Here is an 18342-nt window from a genome sequence, read left to right as displayed (position 1 = left end):
CCGGCGATCAAGGTCGCGTCCTGCGGCGCCCACCACTCCCATGGAGGAAGATCTGCCCGTCGCGGCACGGCCGGTCGCGTACTCAAGGCTCGTCGGGAGGCCCCACCACATGACAGACACGACGTCGCGCCCGCAGCGCGACCGCACCCAGTACCTCTACCTCGCGGTGATCGTCGCCGTCCTGCTCGGCATCGTCGTCGGCTTGGTCTTCCCCAAGTTCGGCGTCGCCCTCAAACCGGTCGGGGCCGGGTTCGTCTCGCTGATCAAGATGATGATCAGCCCGGTGATCTTCTGCACGATCGTGCTCGGCGTCGGCTCGATCAGGAAGGCCGCCACCGTCGGCAAGGTCGGCGGCCTCGCCCTGGGCTACTTCATGGTCATGTCCACCTTCGCGCTCGCGGTCGGGCTCGTGGTCGGCAACATCATCAAGCCGGGCGAGGGCCTCAACCTGTCCGCCGCCGCGCGGGCCGCGGGCACGAAGGCCGCGGGTGCCGAGGCGCAGACGACGACCGAGTTCCTGCTGGGCATCATCCCGCAGACGCTGGTGTCGCCGCTGACCGCGGGCAACGTGCTGCAGACCCTGTTCGTGGCGCTGCTGATCGGGTTCACGATCCCCAAGCTCGGGGCGTCGGGCGAGGCGATCCTGCGCGGTGTGAAGCACTTCGAGCGCCTGGTGTTCCGGGTGCTCGCCATGATCATGTGGGCCGCCCCGGTCGGCGCGTTCGGCGCCATCGCGGCCGTGGTCGGCGAGACGGGGTGGAAGGCGCTCGCCAGCCTGCTGCAGATCATGGTCGGCTTCTACCTCACCTGCCTGATCTTCGTCGTGGTGATCCTCGGCCTGGTGCTCAAGGTCGGCTCCGGCGTCAACATCCTGCAGCTGCTGCGCTACCTGGGCCGCGAGTTCCTGCTGATCGTCTCCACCTCGTCGTCGGAGTCCGCGCTGCCCCGCCTGGTGGCCAAGATGGAGCACCTCGGCGTCTCCCGGCCGGTCGTCGGGATCACCGTGCCCACGGGGTACTCGTTCAACCTGGACGGCACGGCGATCTACCTGACCATGGCGTCGATCTTCATCGCGGACGCCATGGGCACACCGCTCGCGATCGGCGAGCAGATCTCGCTGCTGGTGTTCATGATCATCGCCTCGAAGGGCGCCGCGGGCGTCAGCGGCGCGGGCCTGGCCACGTTGGCGGGCGGTCTCCAGGCCCACCGGCCGGACCTGCTCGACGGCGTCGGCCTGATCGTCGGCATCGACCGCTTCATGTCCGAGGCGCGCGCGGTGACGAACTTCGCGGGCAACGCGGTCGCCACCGTGCTCATCGGCAACTGGGTCGGCGAGTTCGACAAGGCCCACGCCGAGCGCGTGCTCAGCGGCGCGGAGCCGTTCGACGAGGACACGATGCTCGACCGCGAGGACGGAAAACCCGAAGGGGCGCCCGCCGAACGGGTGTGAGCCGCGTTCGTCCCCGTGGACGGCGTCCACGGGGACGAACGGGACGAGTACGGCGTACGCCCGGCCACTTCCGGCCTCCAGCCCTGGTCAGGCGGGTCCTGTTCGGGTTCTCCTCGGTGCAGCGCCCGACCCACCACCCGATGCGAGATGACCGCCATGACCACCACCACCCCGTCCCACCGGGACCTCGCCCTCCTGCGCGCCGTGGCCGCCGGACGTGCGCAGATCACGTGCAGCTGCGAGCCCGACCTGTTCATCGACGGCGTCGCGTGCTGCGACCAGGTCGCCGCGGGCCGACTGGCCCGCTCCGGTCTCGTCGAGGCCCGCGTCCCCGCCGCGCTCGGCCAGCGCGTCCCGGCCCGGCTGACCGCGCTCGGCGCGCGGGTGCTCGGCGAGGGCCTCGGCCTCAGCGCCTGATCACCCTTTCAGGGCCGTTCGGCATCCCCGTCCCCCGCGTACGTTGGCGAGGTTTCGCCCGTTCAGGACGAGGGGACCCCGATGCACCCGTCAGAGCAGGTCGTGACCATCACGGCGGAGTTCAAGGCCGACGCGCCCGCCCGCTACGCCGAGCTGCGCGAGCTCGGACCGGTGCACCGCTCCCGGTTCTCCACCGGCCTGGAGGGCTGGCTCGTCGTCGGCCACGACGCCGCCCTCGACGCGCTCGTGCACCCCGCGCTGGTCAAGAACTCCGCGCCCTCACGGGACAAGCTCGCCGCCGCCAACTACACCAACGACCGCCCCGGCGTCGGTCTCGGCGGCAACATGCTCGTCTCCGACCCACCCGACCACACCCGGCTGCGCAAGCTCGTCGCGGGCGCCTTCAGCCCCGCCCGCACCCGCGCGCTCGCCCCGCGCGTCCAGCGGATCGCCGACGACCTGCTCGACCGGCTCGTCCCGAAGGGCGAGGCCGACCTCGTCGAGGCGTTCACCGCTCCCCTGCCGGTGGCCGTGATCTCCGAGCTGCTCGGCGTCCCCGAGGCCGACCGCGCCGACTTCCGCCGCTGGAGCTCCCTCACCCTGGGCGCCCCCTCCGACCCGCAGCGCGAGGCCGCCCTGAACCTCAACCGCTACCTCGCCGACCTGATCGCCGCCAAGCGCCGCTCCCCCGCCGACGACCTGCTGTCCGCGCTGGTCGCCGTGCGCGACGAGGACGACGGCAGGCTGTCCGAGGTCGAGCTGGTCGGCACCGCGGTCCTCCTCGTCGTCGCCGGCCACGAGACCACCGTCAACCTCCTCGGCAACGCCGTCGTCGCCCTGCTCCGCGACCCCGCGCAGGCCGACCTCCTGCGCGGGCGCCCGGAGCTCGTGCCCGGTGCCGTCGAGGAGTTCCTCCGCTACGACTCCTCCGTCGAGCACGCCACCCCGAGGTTCGCCGCCGAGGACCTCGTCATCGCGGGCACCCCCGTCGCCCGCGGCGACGTCGTCATGGTCGCCCTCTCCTCCGCCAGCCGCGACATGCCCGTCCCGGACCACGGCGACCCGGCCGAGCTCGACGTCACCCGCAACGGCGTCCGCCACCTCTCCTTCGGCCACGGCATCCACTACTGCCTCGGCGCCCCCTTGGCCCGCCTGGAGGCCGCCACCGCCCTGTCCACCCTGCTGCGCCGCATCCCCGACCTGCGGGCAGCGGCCCCGTTGGACGAGCTGGAGTGGGTACCCAGCGGCATCATGCGCGGTCCGCTCGCACTACCGGTCCGCTTCACCCCGCGGTAGGACGTCACCGACAGGCACGGAAGCGTTGGGGGACAAGGAGAACCGGCGCACACCACGGCTCGGCTCGGGTGACGACCCCCGGTTCGGCTTGACCGTGCCCCGAGGGCACGGTGTCCCCTCGGGGCACGTCCGGTCCGCTGTGGACCGCCTCGGGAGGAGCACCCATGCGCAGAACCGCACTACCCATCCTCGCCGCCCTGGTGGTGGCGACCTGCGCCCCGGCGTCGACGGCGACACCGGGCGCCCCGGCGAACACCCTGGTGTGGGGCGGATGTCCCGGCGACGCCGCCGTGCCGGGCCTGGAGTGCGCGACGGTCGAGGTCCCCCTGGACTACCGGGACCCCGGCGGTCGGAAGATCGGCATCGCGATCTCGCGGCTGGCCGCCGCGGATCCGCGGAAGCGCCGCGGCGTGCTGCTGACCAACTCCGGTGGGCCCGGCAGCCCCGGACTGGTCTACCCGGCCGTCCTGAAGCTCTACCGGCTGCCGCCGAGCGTCCAGGACGCCTACGACGTGATCGGCATGGACCCGCGCGGGGTCGGGTACAGCTCCCCGGTCACCTGCGGCCTGGAGCCGGAGCAGGCCACGCTGACCGCGAACATCCCCGAGTACGCGCTGACCCCGGCCGACGTCGCCGAACGCGCCGAGCGGATGGCGGAGACCGCCGGGCGGTGCGGATCCTCGGCGACGGCATCGGTGCTGCCCCACATCACCACCGCGAACACCGCGCGCGACGTGGACCGGGTCCGCCAGGCGCTGGGCGAGCGGAAGATCTCCTACCTCGGCATCTCCTACGGCACCTACCTCGGCGCGGTCTACGCCACCCTGTTCCCGGAACGCACCGACAGGGTCGTGCTCGACAGCGCGCTCGGTCCCGGCGGGCCGGACGTCGAGGCCTCGCGCGGGTTCGGGAGGGGTTTCGAGGACAGGTTCCCGGACTTCGCGGAGTTCGTCGCCGCGCGTCCCGAGTACGGCCTGGGCACCACACCGGCGGAGGTGGAGGCGACGTACTCCGAGCTGGCCGCCGAGCTGGACGCGGCACCGAGGCCCGATGGCTTCGACGGCAGGCGGTTCCGGCACGTCACGCTCGAGAAGCTCTACCTGGACGCCTGGCTGCCCGAGCTGGCCGAGATCTGGCGGGCCGTCCGCGGTGGACAGCCGCTGCCGCCGCCCTCGGCCGGACCTCCCGCCACCGACCCGGTCGACAACCCCGTCGCGAGCCAGCTCGCGGTGATGTGCAACGACTCCGACTGGCCGGAGTCGGTGGCCGCCTACCAGCGCGACGTCGAGGCCGACCGCGTCCGCCACCCGAAGTTCGGCGCGGCCGCGGCCAACATCCGGCCGTGCGCGTTCTGGCCGTGGGAGCCCACCGAGCCCCCGGTGCGGATCACCGGCAAGGGTCCGGCGAACGTGCTCGTCGTGCAGAACCTCCGCGACCCGTCCACACCGCTGGCGGGCGCCCGCGAGCTCCGCAACGCCTTCGGCGAGCGCGCCCGGATGGTCACCGCCGACCAGGGCGGCCACCTCGCCTACCTCTACCTGGGCAACAAGTGCCTCAACGACACCACGACGGACTTCCTCGCCACCGGACGGCTTCCGCACGACGACGTCGCGTGCGCGGCCGAACGCGGCGGGAGGTGAGGACCCGCTCCTCGTCGCCGCGCCGGTCGCTACCGTGCCGGTGCGGGGAAGGGCGCGAAGGGCGGTGGCGGTGGTGTGGAGCACGAGCCAGGTGGCCGAGCTGGCGGGCACGACGCTGAAGACCGTCCGGCACTACCACCGGATCGGGTTGCTGGAGGAACCGGACAGGAAGGCGAACGGCTACAAGCAGTACCGGGTCCCCCACCTGGTCCGGCTCCTGCGGATCCGCAGGCTCGTCGACCTGGGCGTGCCGCTGGCCACGATCGCCGGGATGGAGGTCTCGGACGAGAACGCGGAACGGGCGCTGCGCGAGCTGGACGCCGAGCTGGCCGCGGACGTCGAGCGCAAGCAGCGGATGCGCGAGGAGCTGGCCCGCGTCCTGCGGCACCGGGCCCTGGCCGACCTGCCACCGGGGTTCGCCGCCGACGCCGGGGCGGCGGAGGGCGAACGGTCCCTCCTGCTGCTCTTCTCCCGCGTCCTGAACCCCGCGGCCACGGCGGCGCTGCGGGAGCTCCACGCGTTGCCGCGCCTGCCGATCGACGCGGAGTTCGACGCGCTGCCCGCGGACGCGGACCCCGCCGTCCGCCAGGACCTCGCCGAGCGCCTCGCTCCCGTCGCCCGCCGTCAGCGCGAGGACTTCCCGGCGCTGCTCGACCCGACCCCGCACGGCGACACGACCGCGATGTCGGTCGCCGCCCGTGGGCTGGTCGAGGTGTACAACCCCGCCCAGGTCGACGTCCTGCGGCGGCTGGACGCACTCCTGCAAGGCCGGTAGCCGCGGTCCTCGGTCCGCTCCGCGACCATCGGGTGCTCGGCCGTCGTCAGACCTCGCCCTGGCTGGTGAACCCGCTCAACCCGAACTTCCGCTGGGCCCTCTGGTAGAACGTCGTCCGCCCGAGGCGGACCACCTGCGCGGCCGCGGGAAGCACCTCGATGTCGATCACCGTCCCGGCTCCCACGTACCCGATGAGCTGGCCGTCCGCCTCCACCCCGACCTCGCTCCCGGTGATCTCCAGCGCCAGCTTCTCCCCGCCGGACAGGAACACCGCGCGGTTGAACGTGGAGTGCGGCGCCACGGGGGTGATCAGCAGCCCCTCCGCGCGCGGCGAGATGATCGGCCCGCCTGCGCTGAAGCTGTACGCGGTCGAGCCGGTCGGGGTGGCCACGACCACGGCGTCGGCCGAGTAGCTGACGAACGGGTGGCCCTCGACGTGCAGGCGGACCGCCGTCATGCCGTTGCCGGGGACGCGGACCAGGGCCACGTCGTTGAAGGCGATGGCGTCCTTGTCCCCGGTCACGGCCCGCAGGCCGGAGCGGGGCTCGGTGGTGAACCGGTGCTCGTCGATCGCGCACAGGGCGTCGGTCAGCTCCGGCGGGTCGATCTCGGCGAGGAAGCCGAGCTTGCCGAGGTTGACGCCGAGGACCGGCGTCCGGTCCGGGATGCCCAGGCGCATCGCGCGGAGCATGGTGCCGTCGCCGCCGAGGCTGACCAGCAGGTCGACCCGGCCGGCGAGGTCCTCGGCGCCGATCGAGGAGACCGCGCCCCTCGCGCGCTCCACCTCCGACTCGACGCCGAACAGCTTGATGTCGCGGGACCGCGCCCAGTCGACCATGGTGCCGATCACCTGGGCGCAGTCCCTGCGCGGGTGCAGGACGAGGCCCACCGCACCGATCTCCGTCATGACCCGGACTCTACGGGCGGGTCAGGCGACCTGCGGGCCCTTCATCGCCAGGGTCGCGAGCATGTCGCGGCCGCGCTGGGCGTTGGCGGGGACGCTGAGCACGTCGTAGCGGCGGGCGACGACCTGGCTGGTCGAGATGAAGTCGCGCTGCCCGCGGGTCGCGGCGTAGCGGGCGGCCGACGTGGCCAGCCCGAACGCGATGCCGCCGACGAGGCCGATCGCGATCGGCGCGAACCCGGCGCCGGGTGTGAACAGGCTGAGCAGCAGGCCGACGAACAGGCCGAGCCACGCGCCGGAGGCGGCCGCGCTGCCGAGGACCTTGCCCCAGGTCAGCCTGCCCGCGACCCGTTCGACCAGCATCGGCTCGACGCCGACGATCGTGATGCCCTGCACGGGGAAGGCGCTGTCGGCGAGGTGGTCCACCGCGCGCTGGGCCTCCTGGTAGGTGCTGTACGAAGCGATCGGCCATCCCTCGGGCAGCGTCGGGATGTTCACCGTCGACGGGGACTGCATGAACGCTGTCATCTCACTCACCTCTGTGAACGACCCCCGTGGGGGCGTTTTCGCTCTTACGTCCCTTTCAACGACGGCGCACCGACGAATCGTGCCCCTCACCGGGACTTCACAGGCGATTCTCAGTCAGCCCACCAGCGTGTTAGCTTAGGGTTACCTAAACTCTAGAACGAACGGGTGAACATGAAGCGCGCCGCCATCGGGCTCCTGACAGTCCTCCTGACCGCATCGCTGGCCGCGTGCGGCAGCTCCTCGACCCCCGAGGCGGGCGGCACGTCCTCGGGTGCGGGCTCCGCGTTCCCGGTGACCGTCGACACCATGTTCGGGCAGGTCGAGGTCGAGAAGGCGCCCACCCGCGTGGTCGCGCTCGGCTGGTCGGACGCGGAGACCGCGCTCGCGCTCGGCGTGCAGCCGGTCGGCGCGAGCGACTGGCTCGCCTTCGGCGGCGAGGGCGTCGGCCCGTGGGCCAAGGGCCTGTACGAGAAGGCGCCGACCATCCTGGGCACCCAGGAGCTGAGCTTCGAGGCCGTGGCGGCGCTGCAGCCCGACCTGATCCTCAACACCCGGTCCAACCTGGACGCGAAGACCAACGAGACGCTGTCCAAGATCGCGCCGACGATCGCCGCGCCGAAGGACGTCATCCCCTACGGCACGACCTGGCGCCAGCAGATGGAGCTGGTCTCCAAGGCGCTCGGCAAGCCGGACAAGGGCACGGAGCTCATCGCGACCGTCGAGAAGGAGTTCAAGGACGCGGCGACGTTCTCCGGCAAGACCGCCGTGGTCGGCACCTACTTCGGCAACCAGTACGGCGCCTACGTGCCCGGCGACGGCCGGGTGGACTTCATGGAGGAGCTCGGCTTCGGCACCAAGAAGGAGATCGACTCGCTGGCCAAGGGCACGTTCTACGTGGAGATCTCCACCGAGCAGCTGGGCCTGCTGGACGCCGACCTGACCGTCGTGTTCCCGATCGGCACCGATGCGGGCGTGCTGCGGTCCGACCAGGTGCTCAACAACATCCCGTCGGCCAAGGCCGGGCACCTCGTCATCCTCGACGACAAGGCGCTGTCGGACGCGTTCTCCAGCGGCTCGACCCTCGGCGTCTCCTACGCGATCAAGAACGCGGTCCCGCTGTTCACCGCAGCATTGCGGAAGTAAGCCCTTACCCGTTTGACCGACCGTGGGAACTTCGTCTCCCGAGTTGCAATTTTCACGATGTTGTTCGCGGTTTCCACGACTTGAGACCCACGATGGAGTGGTTCTCATTAGAGCATTGGAGTTACGAATTCCAGGTCGGCGCGACTTAGTCGTACCGACCTGGAAAATTCACCCGATGTAGTGCGATCCGTCCATCATGTACACAGCGAGTGCCCAACATCTCCGCTGGTCACACCATGGGAGGACGCCGTTTTGGCCGCTTCCCCCCACGTGCTCCGGCTGGTTAACGTCTGACCGCCACGAACAAGTCCATTGTTCGTGAATTGAGTTCCCTCACGCGCCACCAGCGGCGCGCAAGCGGATAGGCGGTATGTCGGGTGACTGTGACGGACAACCCCTCGTCGGACGTGGATTCGGGTCGTGCGCAATCGAGCTTGGCGACGGCGGCGGCCAGGAACCTGGCCACGACGACCAAGTCCGTGCCGCAGATGCAGGGCATCTCCTCGCGGTGGCTGCTCAAGGTCCTGCCGTGGGTGCAGGCGGCGGGCGGTGCCTACCGGGTCAACCGGCGCCTGAGCTACGCGGTCGGCGACGGCCGGGTGACCTTCACCAACACCGGCGCCGAGATCCGGGTGATCCCCCAGGAGCTGTGCGAGCTGCCGCTGCTGCGCGGGTACGACGACGAGGCGGTGCTCACCGCGCTCTCGCTGAAGTTCGTGCAGCGCGAGTACGCGCCCGGCGACCTGATCGTCGAGTCCGGCCAGCGGGCCGACACCGTGTTCCTGATCGCGCACGGCAAGGTCAACAAGATCGGCGTCGGCGAGTTCGGCGACCAGACGGCCCTCGGCGTGCTCGCCGACGGCGACCACTTCGGCGGCGAGGTGCTGGCCGGTCCGCAGGGCGAGTGGGAGTTCACCGTCAAGGCGGTCACCCCGGTCACCGTGCTGACCCTGGACTGGCGCTCGTTCGAGGAGATGAACGGCGCCGCGGGCGGCCTGCGCGAGCACATCCAGCACGCCCGTGCGCGCGGCGAGAACGACAAGCGCGACGAGAGCGGCGAGGCGTCGATCGAGATGTCCTCCGGCCACGAGGGCGAGGTGGAGCTGCCCGGCACGTTCGTCGACTACGAGCTCTCCCCCCGCGAGTACGAGCTCAGCGTCGCCCAGACGGTCCTGCGCGTGCACAGCCGCGTCGCGGACCTCTACAACCAGCCGATGGACCAGGTCGAGCAGCAGCTGCGGCTGACCATCGAGGCGCTGCGCGAGCGCCAGGAGCACGAGCTGGTCAACAACCGCGAGTTCGGCCTGCTCGCCAACGCCGACCTCGGCCAGCGCATCCACACCCGTTCCGGCCCGCCCACCCCCGACGACATGGACGACCTGCTCGCCACGGTGTGGAAGGAGCCCAGCTACTTCCTGGCGCACCCCCGCACCATCGCCGCGTTCGGCCGCGAGTGCAGCAAGCTCGGCCTCTACCCGGCCAGCACCGACCTGGGCGGCCACCAGGTCCCGTCGTGGCGCGGGGTGCCGATCCTGCCGTGCAACAAGATCGCCATCAGCCAGACCCGGACCAGCTCGGTGATGCTGATGCGCGTCGGCGAGCAGAACCAGGGCGTCGTCGGCCTGCACCAGACCGGCCTGCCCGACGAGTACCAGCCCGGCCTGTCCGTGCGGTTCATGGGCATCGACGAGAAGGCCGTCATCTCCTACCTGGTCAGCGCCTACTACTCGGCCGCGATCCTCGTGCCGGACGCCCTCGGCGTGCTGGAGAACGTCGAGATCGGCCGCGAGGGCTAGATCCGTCCGTCGGTAGGCACGTCAGGAGATGGGAAGACACGTGACGGTGACAGATCCGGGCCTCGAAGAGGCCGCCGCGCCTTCGAGCCTGAGCACGAGGGCGGCGCGCAACCTGGCGTCGACCACCAAGTCGGCGCCGCAGATGCAGGGCATCACCCCCCGCTGGCTGCTGCGCTCGCTGCCGTGGGTCGAGGCGAGCGGTGGCGCGTACCGGGTGAACCGCAGGCTCAGCTACGCCGTCGGCGACGGCCGGGTGACCTTCACCAACACCGGTACCGCGGTGCGGGTGATCCCCCAGGAGCTGCGCGAGCTGCCCGCGCTGCGCGATTTCGACGACGACGCGGTGCTCAGCGCGCTCGCCGACCGCTTCCAGCAGCGGGAGTTCGCGCCCGGTGAGGTGATCGTGCGGGCCGGTCGCGCGGCCGACGAGGTCGTGCTGATCGCGCACGGCAAGGTCAGCGCGACCGGTGTCGGCCACTACGGCGAGGAGACCTCGCTCGGCGTGCTGGCCGACGGCGACCACTTCGGCGACGAGGTGCTCACCGGGACCGTCGACGAGTGGCCGTTCACGGTCAGGGCCGTCACGCCCACCATCGTGCTCGTCCTGCCGTGGCGGGAGGTGCAGCGGCTCAACGGCCAGGCCGACGCGCTGCGGGCGCACATCCAGGGGTTCGTCGCGCGGTCCGGGAAGCCGAGCAACAAGGCGGGCGAGGCGTCGATCGAGATGTCCTCGGGCCACGAGGGCGAGGTGGAGCTGCCCGGCACGTTCGTCGACTACGAGCTGTCGCCGCGGGAGTACGAGCTCAGCGTCGCCCAGACCCTGCTGCGGGTGCACACCCGCGTCGCGGACCTCTACAACCACCCGATGGACCAGGTCCAGCAGCAGGTCCGGCTGACCGTGGAGGCGCTGCGGGAACGGCAGGAGCACGACCTGCTGAACAACCCGGAGTTCGGTCTGCTGCACAACGCGGACCTCAAGCAGCGGCTGCACACCCGCACCGGGCCGGTCACCCCGGACGACATGGACGACCTGCTCAGCCGTCGCCGCAAGACCGCGTTCTTCCTGGCGCACCCGCGCACGATCGCCGCGTTCGGCCGCCAGCTCAACCAGCGCGGCCTGTACCCGACGCCGATGGACTACAACGGCACGAAGGTCAACACGTGGCGCGGCGTGCCGATCCTGCCGTCGGACAAGATCCCGATCTCCTCCACGGGCACCAGCTCCGTCCTCGCGATGCGGGTCGGCGAGCAGGAGAACGGCGTGATCGGCCTGCACCAGACCGGTCTGCCCGACGAGTACGAGCCCGGCCTGTCGGTGCGCTTCACCGGCATCGACGACAAGGCCGTCCTGTCCTACCTGGTCAGCGCCTACTACTCGGCGGCCGTGCTCGTTCCCGACGCGCTCGGCGTGCTCGAGAACGTCGAGATCGACCGCTGAGGGAGGACGGGTCATGACCGATGTCGAGGACAAGCAGGCGGTCCGCTCGGCGCACGAGGTGCTGTCGTGGAGCAGGTTCGGTGTCGAACCGGCCCTGCGCGGCGCGGTCGAGCGGATGCCCGAGTCGATGCGCGTCATCTCCGGGTACCACTTCGGCTGGCGCGACGAGCACGGCCAGCCGACCGGCGGCAACAGCGGCAAGGCGATCCGCCCCGCCCTGACGCTGCTCGCGGCCGAGGCCGTCGGCAGCGTCGCCGCCGCGGCGATGAGCGCCGCGGTCGCCGTCGAGCTCGTGCACAACTTCTCGTTGCTGCACGACGACGTGATGGACCGCGACACCACCCGCAGGCACCGGCCGACGGCGTGGAGCGTGTTCGGCGTCAACTCGGCCATCCTCGCGGGCGACTCCATGCTCGCGCTGGCGCTCGACGTCCTCGCCGACAGCGGTCACCCGTCCGCCCAGCAGGGCATGCGGATGATCAGCGCCTCCGTCCAGGGCCTGCTCGACGGGCAGGCCGCGGACATGGCGTTCGAGGAGCGCGGCGACGTCGACCTGCTCGAGTGCGTGAAGATGGCCGAGGGCAAGACCGGTGCCCTGCTCGGCTGCGCCTGCGCCATCGGCGCCCTCTTCGGCGGCGGCAGCACCCAGCAGGTCCAGGAGCTGCGCGGCTTCGGCGAGGCCCTCGGTCTCGCCTTCCAGTTCGCCGACGACCTCCTCGGCATCTGGGGCGACCCGTCCGTCACCGGCAAACCCGTCTTCTCCGACCTCCGCAACCGCAAGAAGTCCCTCCCGGTCGTCGCCGCCCTCAACTCCGGCACCGAGGCAGGCCGCGAACTCGACACCCTCTACCACTCCGACCACCCCCTCTCCCCTTCCGACCTCAGCCGCGCCGCCGACCTGGTCGACCTGGCAGGCGGCCGCGCCTGGAGCCAAGCCCGCGCCGACGACCTCCTCACCCGCGCCCGCACCCACCTCACCAACGCCACCCCCCGCCCCCGCGCCGCCGCGGAACTGGACGCCCTCGCCGAACTGGCCACCCACCGCGACCACTAGATCCCCGACCCGCTGCCACGTCACCGACCGACACCCAGCGGGTCGGCCCAATCCGCGACACTCGCCGGGCCAGACGAGTGCCGCCCACGGGCCCAGGACCTTCGCACCGGAAGGTCCTGGGCCCAATCCACATCCACCAAAGCGCAAACACCCACCCACCGCCCCACCCACCGCCCCCAACCGATGGCGAAGCCGACCTCAACAGCCAACGGGGCGAAGCCCGCCAGCGCGCATCCGGCGCGGAGCGCCTGGGGCCTTGTCGGACGAAGTCCGATGCCTGAGTCAGGCGAAGCCTGATGCTTGAGTCGAGCGGCGCTCGATGCTGGCGAAGCCAGACTTCCCCTCTGCCCCCGATCCACAGCGCCCTCCTGCCCGATCTTGCTTGTCAAGATGGCTTTATCATCTTGACAAGCAAGATCGGGCATTGAGACAATCGCGCGCCGGGGGCCGGGCTTCACCAGGGATGGGAGGGCCGGGGGCCGGGCTTCACCAGGGATGGGAGGGCCGGGGGCCGGGCTTCACCAGGGATTGGGAGACCAGGGGCCAGGCTTCCCAGAAGTGGGACGGCCGGGCGCCGGGCTTGCGCGGCGAGAGGGCCGGGCGCCGGACTTCGCACCACGGAAGGACCGAAGGCCGGACTGCGCACCGCGCAAGGGCCGAGGGCCGAGGGCCGAGGGCCGAGGGCCGAGCCTCACAGCTCAAGAGAGCCCGAGGTCAGACCCCGCGCAACCAGCGAACCAGCCACCAGACTCCACCAGCAAGCAAGAGCCAAACTCACAAGACAAGAGAGCAAAGACCGGGGCCCACCAAACAAACCACACCCCCGGACACCCCCCCACCTACTCCCCCACCTTCTTGGCCGACAACGTCACCGTCGTCCCACAGTCCACAACCTCCCCAGGCCCCGACATCTGCCCGGTGGTAGTCCAGTTCCGATCATTGATCAACAACCGCCCCTGCCCCGTCGCATCCCTCTCCAGCAGCACGTACAACCCACTGGCCTGCATCGCGTCCTGCGCGTCCTGGTGCACCATCCCCATCACATCGGGCACCGTGCACATCTTCACCACCTCGGACGACCTCACCACCGCCGTCACGGAGGAAGTCGCAGAGGAAGACACAACCGACGAAGGCACCGGCACAACAGGCCCCTCCACCGGCGAAGCACAGGACCCAAGAACCAGGGCCAACACGACGACCAGCGCTCGAACCATGGTGGACAGCCTCCGGTTCCGACGAGTGCCCGGTATGTCAGCCTCGCACGCCCCCGCGTTACTTGCTTGAGTATGTCAATCCGGCTATATTGCCCACATGGCATCAACGTTCGCGATCCTCGCCGACCCGAGCAGACGCGAGATCCTCGACCTCCTGCGGACCGGCGAACGCCCCGTGGGCGACCTGGTCGACCGCCTCACCCTCACCCAGCCCACGGTCTCCAAGCACCTGAAGGTTCTCCGCGAGGCAGGCCTCGTCGACGTCCGCCAGGACGCCCAACGCCGCTGGTACCGCCTCCGCCCCCAACCCCTGGCCGAGATCGACGCCTGGCTGGCCCCCTACCGCCGCATGTGGGAGCACAGCCTCGACGCCCTCGAACGCCACCTCGACACCATGCCCGAAGACAGCACCCCCGACGACAGCACACCCAACGACAGCACACCCAACGGCACCACGGCCGACGACAGCGCAGAAGGGACCACCCCGTGACCACCCCACGAGCCGCACTGGACACCCTCGACGGCCACCCGGTCCTCCGCTTCCGCCGCACCCTCCCCCACTCCCCCGCCAAGGTGTGGCGCGCCATCACCCAGCCGAGCGAACTGGCGGCCTGGTTCCCTGCGGCCGTCGAGCTCGACCTCCGCCCCGGCGCCAGGATCCGCTTCACGTTCCCCAGCGAGGCCCCGGTCGACGAGGGCGGCACGGGCGAGGTCCTGGAGGTCGACCCGCCGAAGGTCTTCTCCTTCCGGTGGAACTCCGACGTCCTGCGCTTCGAGCTCGTCCCCACCGCCACCGGCTGCACCCTCCACTTCACCCAGACCCTCGGCGACCGCCTCTCCGCGGGCCGCAACGCCTACGGCTGGGACACCTGCCTGGCCGCGCTGGACGCGCACCTCGACGGCCGCGAACCCGCACCGCCCGGCGACCACCTGGCCCCCATGGAGGCCTACATCCGCGAGTTCGGCCTCGACGAGGGCACGTTGGAGGACGGTGTCGTCCGCTTCACCCGCGACCTCGTCTGGAAACCCGCCGCCGACGTGTGGGCCCTGCTGACCGAGAACACCGAGCCCGCGACCGGCGACGCCCCGCCGCCGCGCGCCACCAACCCGCACGTCCCCACCGGACCGCTCACCGAGGTCGCCGCCCCGCACGTCCTCGCCTACGGCCCCGTCCACTGGGAGGTCACCCAGGACGCCGACCTGGGCACCCGCGTCACCCTCACCCACGTCCTGGACGCCACCGCGGACCCCGCGCTCGTGCTCGCCGCCTGGCACGTCCACCTGGAGCTGTTCTTCGCCGCCGTCCTCGGCGAGGTCCGCTGCCCGTGGCCCGAGGACCGCACCGAGGAGCTCCGCAAGCACTACGCGTGAGCCTCCACTGGCCATCCGGCCCCGATCCGGGAATAGTTGCACCGTCAACTAGGTTCCACCGAGCGTAGGTGACACATCAACTCGGGAGAGGGTCCAGTTATGAGCCAGAGCACCTTGCAGCCGCAGGTGGACGTGCGCCGCTCGGCCGAGCGCGATGCCACGAAGATCTCGTGGCTGGACTCGAAGCACTCGTTCTCGTTCGGCCAGAAGTACGACCCGGCCAACACCCACCACGGCCTGCTGCTGGTGAACAACGACGACGTCGTGCGGCCGGGCGCGGGGTTCGAGACGCATCCGCACCGGGACATGGAGATCGTGACCTGGGTGCTGCAGGGTTCGTTGGTGCACCAGGACTCCACGGGGCACTCCGGGATCATCTACCCCGGTCTGGCGCAGCGGATGAGCGCGGGCCGCGGGATCATGCACTCGGAGAAGAACGACTCGTGGCGGCTGGAAGGCGCGGCCCACCAGGACCCGGTCAGGTTCATCCAGATGTGGGTGGTGCCGGACGAGAACCGGATCACGCCCGGCTACGAGCAGCTGGAGATCGACAACGACCTGCTGGGCGGCGGGCTCGTGCCGGTGGCGTCCGGGATGGACGTCCACGAGGGCGCGGCGGCCATCCGCATCAAGAACAAGTACGCCGCCCTGCACGCGGCCAGGTTGCAGGCGGGCCAGTCGGTCGAGCTGCCCGAGGCGCCGTTCCTGCACCTGTTCGTGGCACGGGGATCCGTGACCCTGGAGGGCGCGGGCGCGCTCGCCGAGGGCGACGCGGTGCGGTTCACGGCGACCGGCGGCCAGCGGGTGACCGCGACCGAGCCCGCCGAGGTGCTGGTGTGGGAGATGCACGCGACGATCGCGGGCTGACCGGCCTCACCCGTGGGCGCCGGACCGGATCTGCTCCGCGATGGCCGCGCGGTCGATCAACGAGGTCACCTCGGCGATGCGCCCTTCCTCGTAGCGGTAGAAGACGTGTTCCGCGAACACGAACCGCCCGCCGGTGGGCGCGAAGCCGAGGAACTCGCCCACCGGCGTGCAGTCGAACACCAGGCGGCACGCCACCCGGTCGCCCGCGGCGACGACGACGTGCGCGTCGAAGAAGAGGTCCGGGATCGCGGCGATGTCGGCGGCCCGCTGTTCTTGGTAGCGCTGCCGGGTCATCGGTTCGCCGTTGTAGGTCAGCTCGTCGCACAGGTGGTGCGCGAGGTCGTCGAGACGACGCTCGTTGAGGACGGCGAGGTAAGCGCGGTAACGGGTTTCCAGGTCTTCGGTCACACCCCATCCTCCCCCTGGGGCGCCAACCCGCGCAGCACAAGGGAAAGCCCGTGGTCGAAGCGCTCGTCGAACGAGCCGTCCTCGAAGTGCTCGCGGGCCAGCGCCAGTGACGGGTACTCGCCGGAGGCGAGGACGCGGGCGAAGTCCTCGCCGAGCGCCTCGGGCACCGCCTGCTCCTCCTGGGTGAGCCCGAGTACGAAGTAGACGATCGTCCAGCACACCCAGACCGCTTGGCGCGCCGGGAATCCCGCGTCGAGCAGCGCGCCGACCATGGTGTCGGCGAACCGGAGCGTGGCGGGTTCGGCGGCGTACGTCCCGGCCACGATCCGGGCCCCGTCCCGCCGCGCCAGCAGTGCGCGGCGGTAGCGGTGGGCCAGTTCGCGGACCCGGTCGCGCCACGGTCCCGGCAGGTCCTCCACGGTCGCGCCCGCGACGATCGCGTCGGCCATCAGCTCCAGCAGGCGCGCCTTGGTCTTCGCGTGCCACAGCACCGTGTTCATCCGGACGCCGAGCCGGTCCGCGACGCCGCGGACAGACACCGCGTCGGCCCCCTTGTCGTCCAGCAGCTCCAGCGCGGCGCGCACGACGGTGTCCGGGTCCAGGCCGGTTGCGGACTTCTTGGTCACTGACCTAGTGTACGGCCTCACCAGTTGTTGGTCAGTGACCAAGGAGGATTCCGTGGAGCAGGTAGTGGTCGTCGGCGGCGGGCCCGTCGGACTGTGGTTGGCCGCCGAGCTGGGGCTGGGCGGGGTGCCGGTCACCGTCCTGGAGGCCCGCACCGAGCGGGACCCGCACTCGAAGGCGCTGACGATCCACCCGCGAACGCTGGAGGTGCTGGCGTTCCGCGGTGTCGTGGACCGGTTCCTGGCCGAGGGGCTGCGCATCCCCAACGGCCACTTCGGCGGCCTGGACGACCGGATGGACTTCCGCGTGCTGGACACGGACTTCCCGTTCACGCTGGCACTCCCCCAGGTCCGCACCGAGGAGCTGCTGGAGGAGCACGCGCGCACGCGGGGCGCGCGGATCCTGCGCGGGCACCAGGTGACCGGCCTGCGCCAGGACGCCGACTCGGTGGCGCTCCGGGTCACCGGCCCCGACGGGCCCTACGAGGTCGAGGCCGCCTACGTCGTCGGCTGCGACGGAACCCGCAGCGCGGTCCGCGAGGCCGCGGGCATCGCCTTCCCCGGCACGCCGGACACGACGTGGGGATGGCTCGCCGACGTCGTGCTGGACTCCCCGCCGCCGTCGCTGCTGTCGGTCTCCGGGCCCAACGGCGGCCTGATGGTGGTGCCGCTGCCCGGCGGTGCGCACCGGTTCGTCGGCGGTTCCGACCACACCGAGCGCCCCGGCGAGCTGACCCTGGAGGAGGTGCGCGCCACGGTCACCGCCATCACCGGCACCGACTTCGGCATGCGCGACCCGCACTGGCTGTCCCGGTTCGGCAACGCCACCCGGCAGGCCGAGCGGTACCGCCGGGGCCGGGTGCTGGTCGCGGGCGACGCCGCGCACATGCACTTCCCGGCGGGCGGGGTCGGCCTCAACGTCGGCGTGCAGGACGCCACGAACCTCGGCTGGAAGCTCGCCGCGACCGCGCTGGGCACCGCGCCCCACGGGCTGCTGGACAGCTACCACGACGAACGCCACCCGGTCGGCGCGGACCTGCTGCTCAGCACCCGCGCGCAGACCGCGCTGATGAACGCGGCCACCCCGGAGGTGCTGGCGCTGCGCACGCTGCTCAGCGGGCTCATCGCCACCGTGCCGGAGTTCTCCCGCACCCTCGCCGAACGCCTGTCCGGCCTCGCCGTCGCCTACGACCGCGGCGCGCACCCCCTGGTCGGCACCCGCGCGCCCGACCTCCGGGTCGGCGACACCACCCTGTTCACCCTGCTGCGCACCGGGAAGCACGTCCCGCTGGACTTCACCGACGAGCCCGCCAAGCACGACGGCTGGGAGGACGTCCGCGGCGCGGTGGTCCGCCCCGACGGCCACGTGGCGTGGGCGAGCGGCGACACGGCCCCGGATCCGGCCACCCACTAGCCTT

Annotated in this window: 17 protein-coding genes and 1 pseudogene; 13 read left to right on the top strand and 5 right to left on the bottom strand. The window is 71.3% G+C overall.

Going from position 1 to position 18342, the window contains the following annotated elements:
* The first annotated feature begins 109 nt into the window (after positions 1 to 109).
* The 5 genes from CLV43_RS31435 (at position 110) to CLV43_RS31415 (ending at position 5578) form a co-directional block, all read left to right on the top strand.
* Positions 110 to 1450, top strand: a complete 1341-nt coding sequence (locus CLV43_RS31435) for a cation:dicarboxylate symporter family transporter (RefSeq protein WP_106191669.1) — start codon at positions 110 to 112, stop codon at positions 1448 to 1450.
* A 156-nt stretch (positions 1451 to 1606) separates the two neighbouring features.
* Complete coding sequence (locus tag CLV43_RS31430) at positions 1607 to 1867, top strand: hypothetical protein (protein ID WP_106191950.1); 261 nt, start codon at positions 1607 to 1609, stop codon at positions 1865 to 1867.
* 81 nt (positions 1868 to 1948) lie between these two features.
* A complete protein-coding gene (locus tag CLV43_RS31425; protein ID WP_106191668.1) occupies positions 1949 to 3163 on the top strand; it encodes a cytochrome P450 family protein in 1215 nt (404 codons plus the stop codon).
* A gap of 164 nt (positions 3164 to 3327) precedes the next feature.
* On the top strand, positions 3328 to 4803 hold the full coding sequence (locus tag CLV43_RS31420) for an alpha/beta hydrolase (RefSeq protein WP_106191666.1): 1476 nt from the start codon (positions 3328 to 3330) through the stop codon (positions 4801 to 4803).
* Positions 4804 to 4876: 73 nt separating this feature from the next.
* Positions 4877 to 5578, top strand: coding sequence for a MerR family transcriptional regulator (locus tag CLV43_RS31415; protein WP_342749823.1), 702 nt, complete (start codon positions 4877 to 4879; stop codon positions 5576 to 5578).
* A gap of 46 nt (positions 5579 to 5624) precedes the next feature.
* Here CLV43_RS31415 and CLV43_RS31410 read toward each other — a convergent pair whose 3' ends face one another.
* Both CLV43_RS31410 and CLV43_RS31405 read right to left on the bottom strand, forming a co-directional pair.
* A complete protein-coding gene (locus CLV43_RS31410; RefSeq protein ID WP_106191665.1) occupies positions 5625 to 6485 on the bottom strand; it encodes an NAD(+)/NADH kinase in 861 nt (286 codons plus the stop codon).
* A 21-nt stretch (positions 6486 to 6506) separates the two neighbouring features.
* Positions 6507 to 7010: a YflT domain-containing protein gene (locus CLV43_RS31405; protein ID WP_106191663.1), complete on the bottom strand. Its 504-nt coding sequence runs from the start codon at positions 7008 to 7010 to the stop codon at positions 6507 to 6509.
* A gap of 171 nt (positions 7011 to 7181) precedes the next feature.
* Here CLV43_RS31405 and CLV43_RS31400 point away from each other — a divergent pair, with 171 nt between their 5' ends.
* From CLV43_RS31400 to CLV43_RS31385, 4 genes are all read left to right on the top strand, one after another.
* Positions 7182 to 8153 (top strand): ABC transporter substrate-binding protein, encoded by a 972-nt coding sequence (locus CLV43_RS31400; protein WP_106191662.1) that lies wholly within the window; start codon positions 7182 to 7184, stop codon positions 8151 to 8153.
* Between the two features lie 377 nt (positions 8154 to 8530).
* Complete coding sequence (locus CLV43_RS31395; RefSeq protein WP_106191660.1) at positions 8531 to 9949, top strand: family 2B encapsulin nanocompartment shell protein; 1419 nt, start codon at positions 8531 to 8533, stop codon at positions 9947 to 9949.
* Positions 9950 to 9989: 40 nt separating this feature from the next.
* Positions 9990 to 11387 (top strand): family 2B encapsulin nanocompartment shell protein, encoded by a 1398-nt coding sequence (locus CLV43_RS31390; RefSeq protein ID WP_245887127.1) that lies wholly within the window; start codon positions 9990 to 9992, stop codon positions 11385 to 11387.
* Between the two features lie 13 nt (positions 11388 to 11400).
* Positions 11401 to 12441: a family 2 encapsulin nanocompartment cargo protein polyprenyl transferase gene (locus CLV43_RS31385; protein WP_106191657.1), complete on the top strand. Its 1041-nt coding sequence runs from the start codon at positions 11401 to 11403 to the stop codon at positions 12439 to 12441.
* Between the two features lie 839 nt (positions 12442 to 13280).
* Here CLV43_RS31385 and CLV43_RS31380 read toward each other — a convergent pair.
* The gene (locus tag CLV43_RS31380) at positions 13281 to 13538 is read right to left on the bottom strand and encodes a hypothetical protein (protein ID WP_245887126.1); all 258 of its coding nucleotides are present in this window, start codon (positions 13536 to 13538) and stop codon (positions 13281 to 13283) included.
* A gap of 214 nt (positions 13539 to 13752) precedes the next feature.
* Between CLV43_RS31380 and CLV43_RS31375 the strand changes: the two are divergent.
* The 3 genes and pseudogenes from CLV43_RS31375 to CLV43_RS31365 all read left to right on the top strand — a co-directional run.
* Positions 13753 to 14058, top strand: a pseudogene (locus CLV43_RS31375) (ArsR/SmtB family transcription factor); the annotation flags it as partial.
* A gap of 83 nt (positions 14059 to 14141) precedes the next feature.
* Positions 14142 to 15026, top strand: coding sequence for an SRPBCC family protein (locus CLV43_RS31370; protein ID WP_106191654.1), 885 nt, complete (start codon positions 14142 to 14144; stop codon positions 15024 to 15026).
* Positions 15027 to 15125: 99 nt separating this feature from the next.
* On the top strand, positions 15126 to 15893 hold the full coding sequence (locus CLV43_RS31365) for a pirin family protein (protein WP_106191652.1): 768 nt from the start codon (positions 15126 to 15128) through the stop codon (positions 15891 to 15893).
* Positions 15894 to 15899: 6 nt separating this feature from the next.
* Here CLV43_RS31365 and CLV43_RS31360 read toward each other — a convergent pair whose 3' ends face one another.
* Together CLV43_RS31360 and CLV43_RS31355 are read right to left on the bottom strand one after the other, a co-directional pair.
* Entirely contained in the window at positions 15900 to 16301 is a 402-nt protein-coding gene (locus CLV43_RS31360; protein ID WP_106191650.1) for an ester cyclase, read from the bottom strand.
* Positions 16298 to 16927: a TetR/AcrR family transcriptional regulator C-terminal domain-containing protein gene (locus tag CLV43_RS31355; protein ID WP_106191649.1), complete on the bottom strand. Its 630-nt coding sequence runs from the start codon at positions 16925 to 16927 to the stop codon at positions 16298 to 16300. The genes CLV43_RS31360 and CLV43_RS31355 overlap by 4 nt, the downstream gene beginning before the upstream one ends.
* A gap of 52 nt (positions 16928 to 16979) precedes the next feature.
* On the opposite strand from CLV43_RS31355, the gene CLV43_RS31350 reads away from it, so the two are divergent.
* The gene (locus tag CLV43_RS31350; protein WP_106191647.1) at positions 16980 to 18338 is read left to right on the top strand and encodes an FAD-dependent monooxygenase; all 1359 of its coding nucleotides are present in this window, start codon (positions 16980 to 16982) and stop codon (positions 18336 to 18338) included.
* Positions 18339 to 18342: the final 4 nt, after the last annotated feature.

The organism is Umezawaea tangerina (genome assembly GCF_003002815.1).
Classification (GTDB): Bacteria; Actinomycetota; Actinomycetes; order Mycobacteriales; family Pseudonocardiaceae; genus Umezawaea; species Umezawaea tangerina.
The sequence above is the reverse complement of the archived record's forward strand: the minus strand, read 5'-3'. Positions and strand labels throughout refer to the sequence as shown.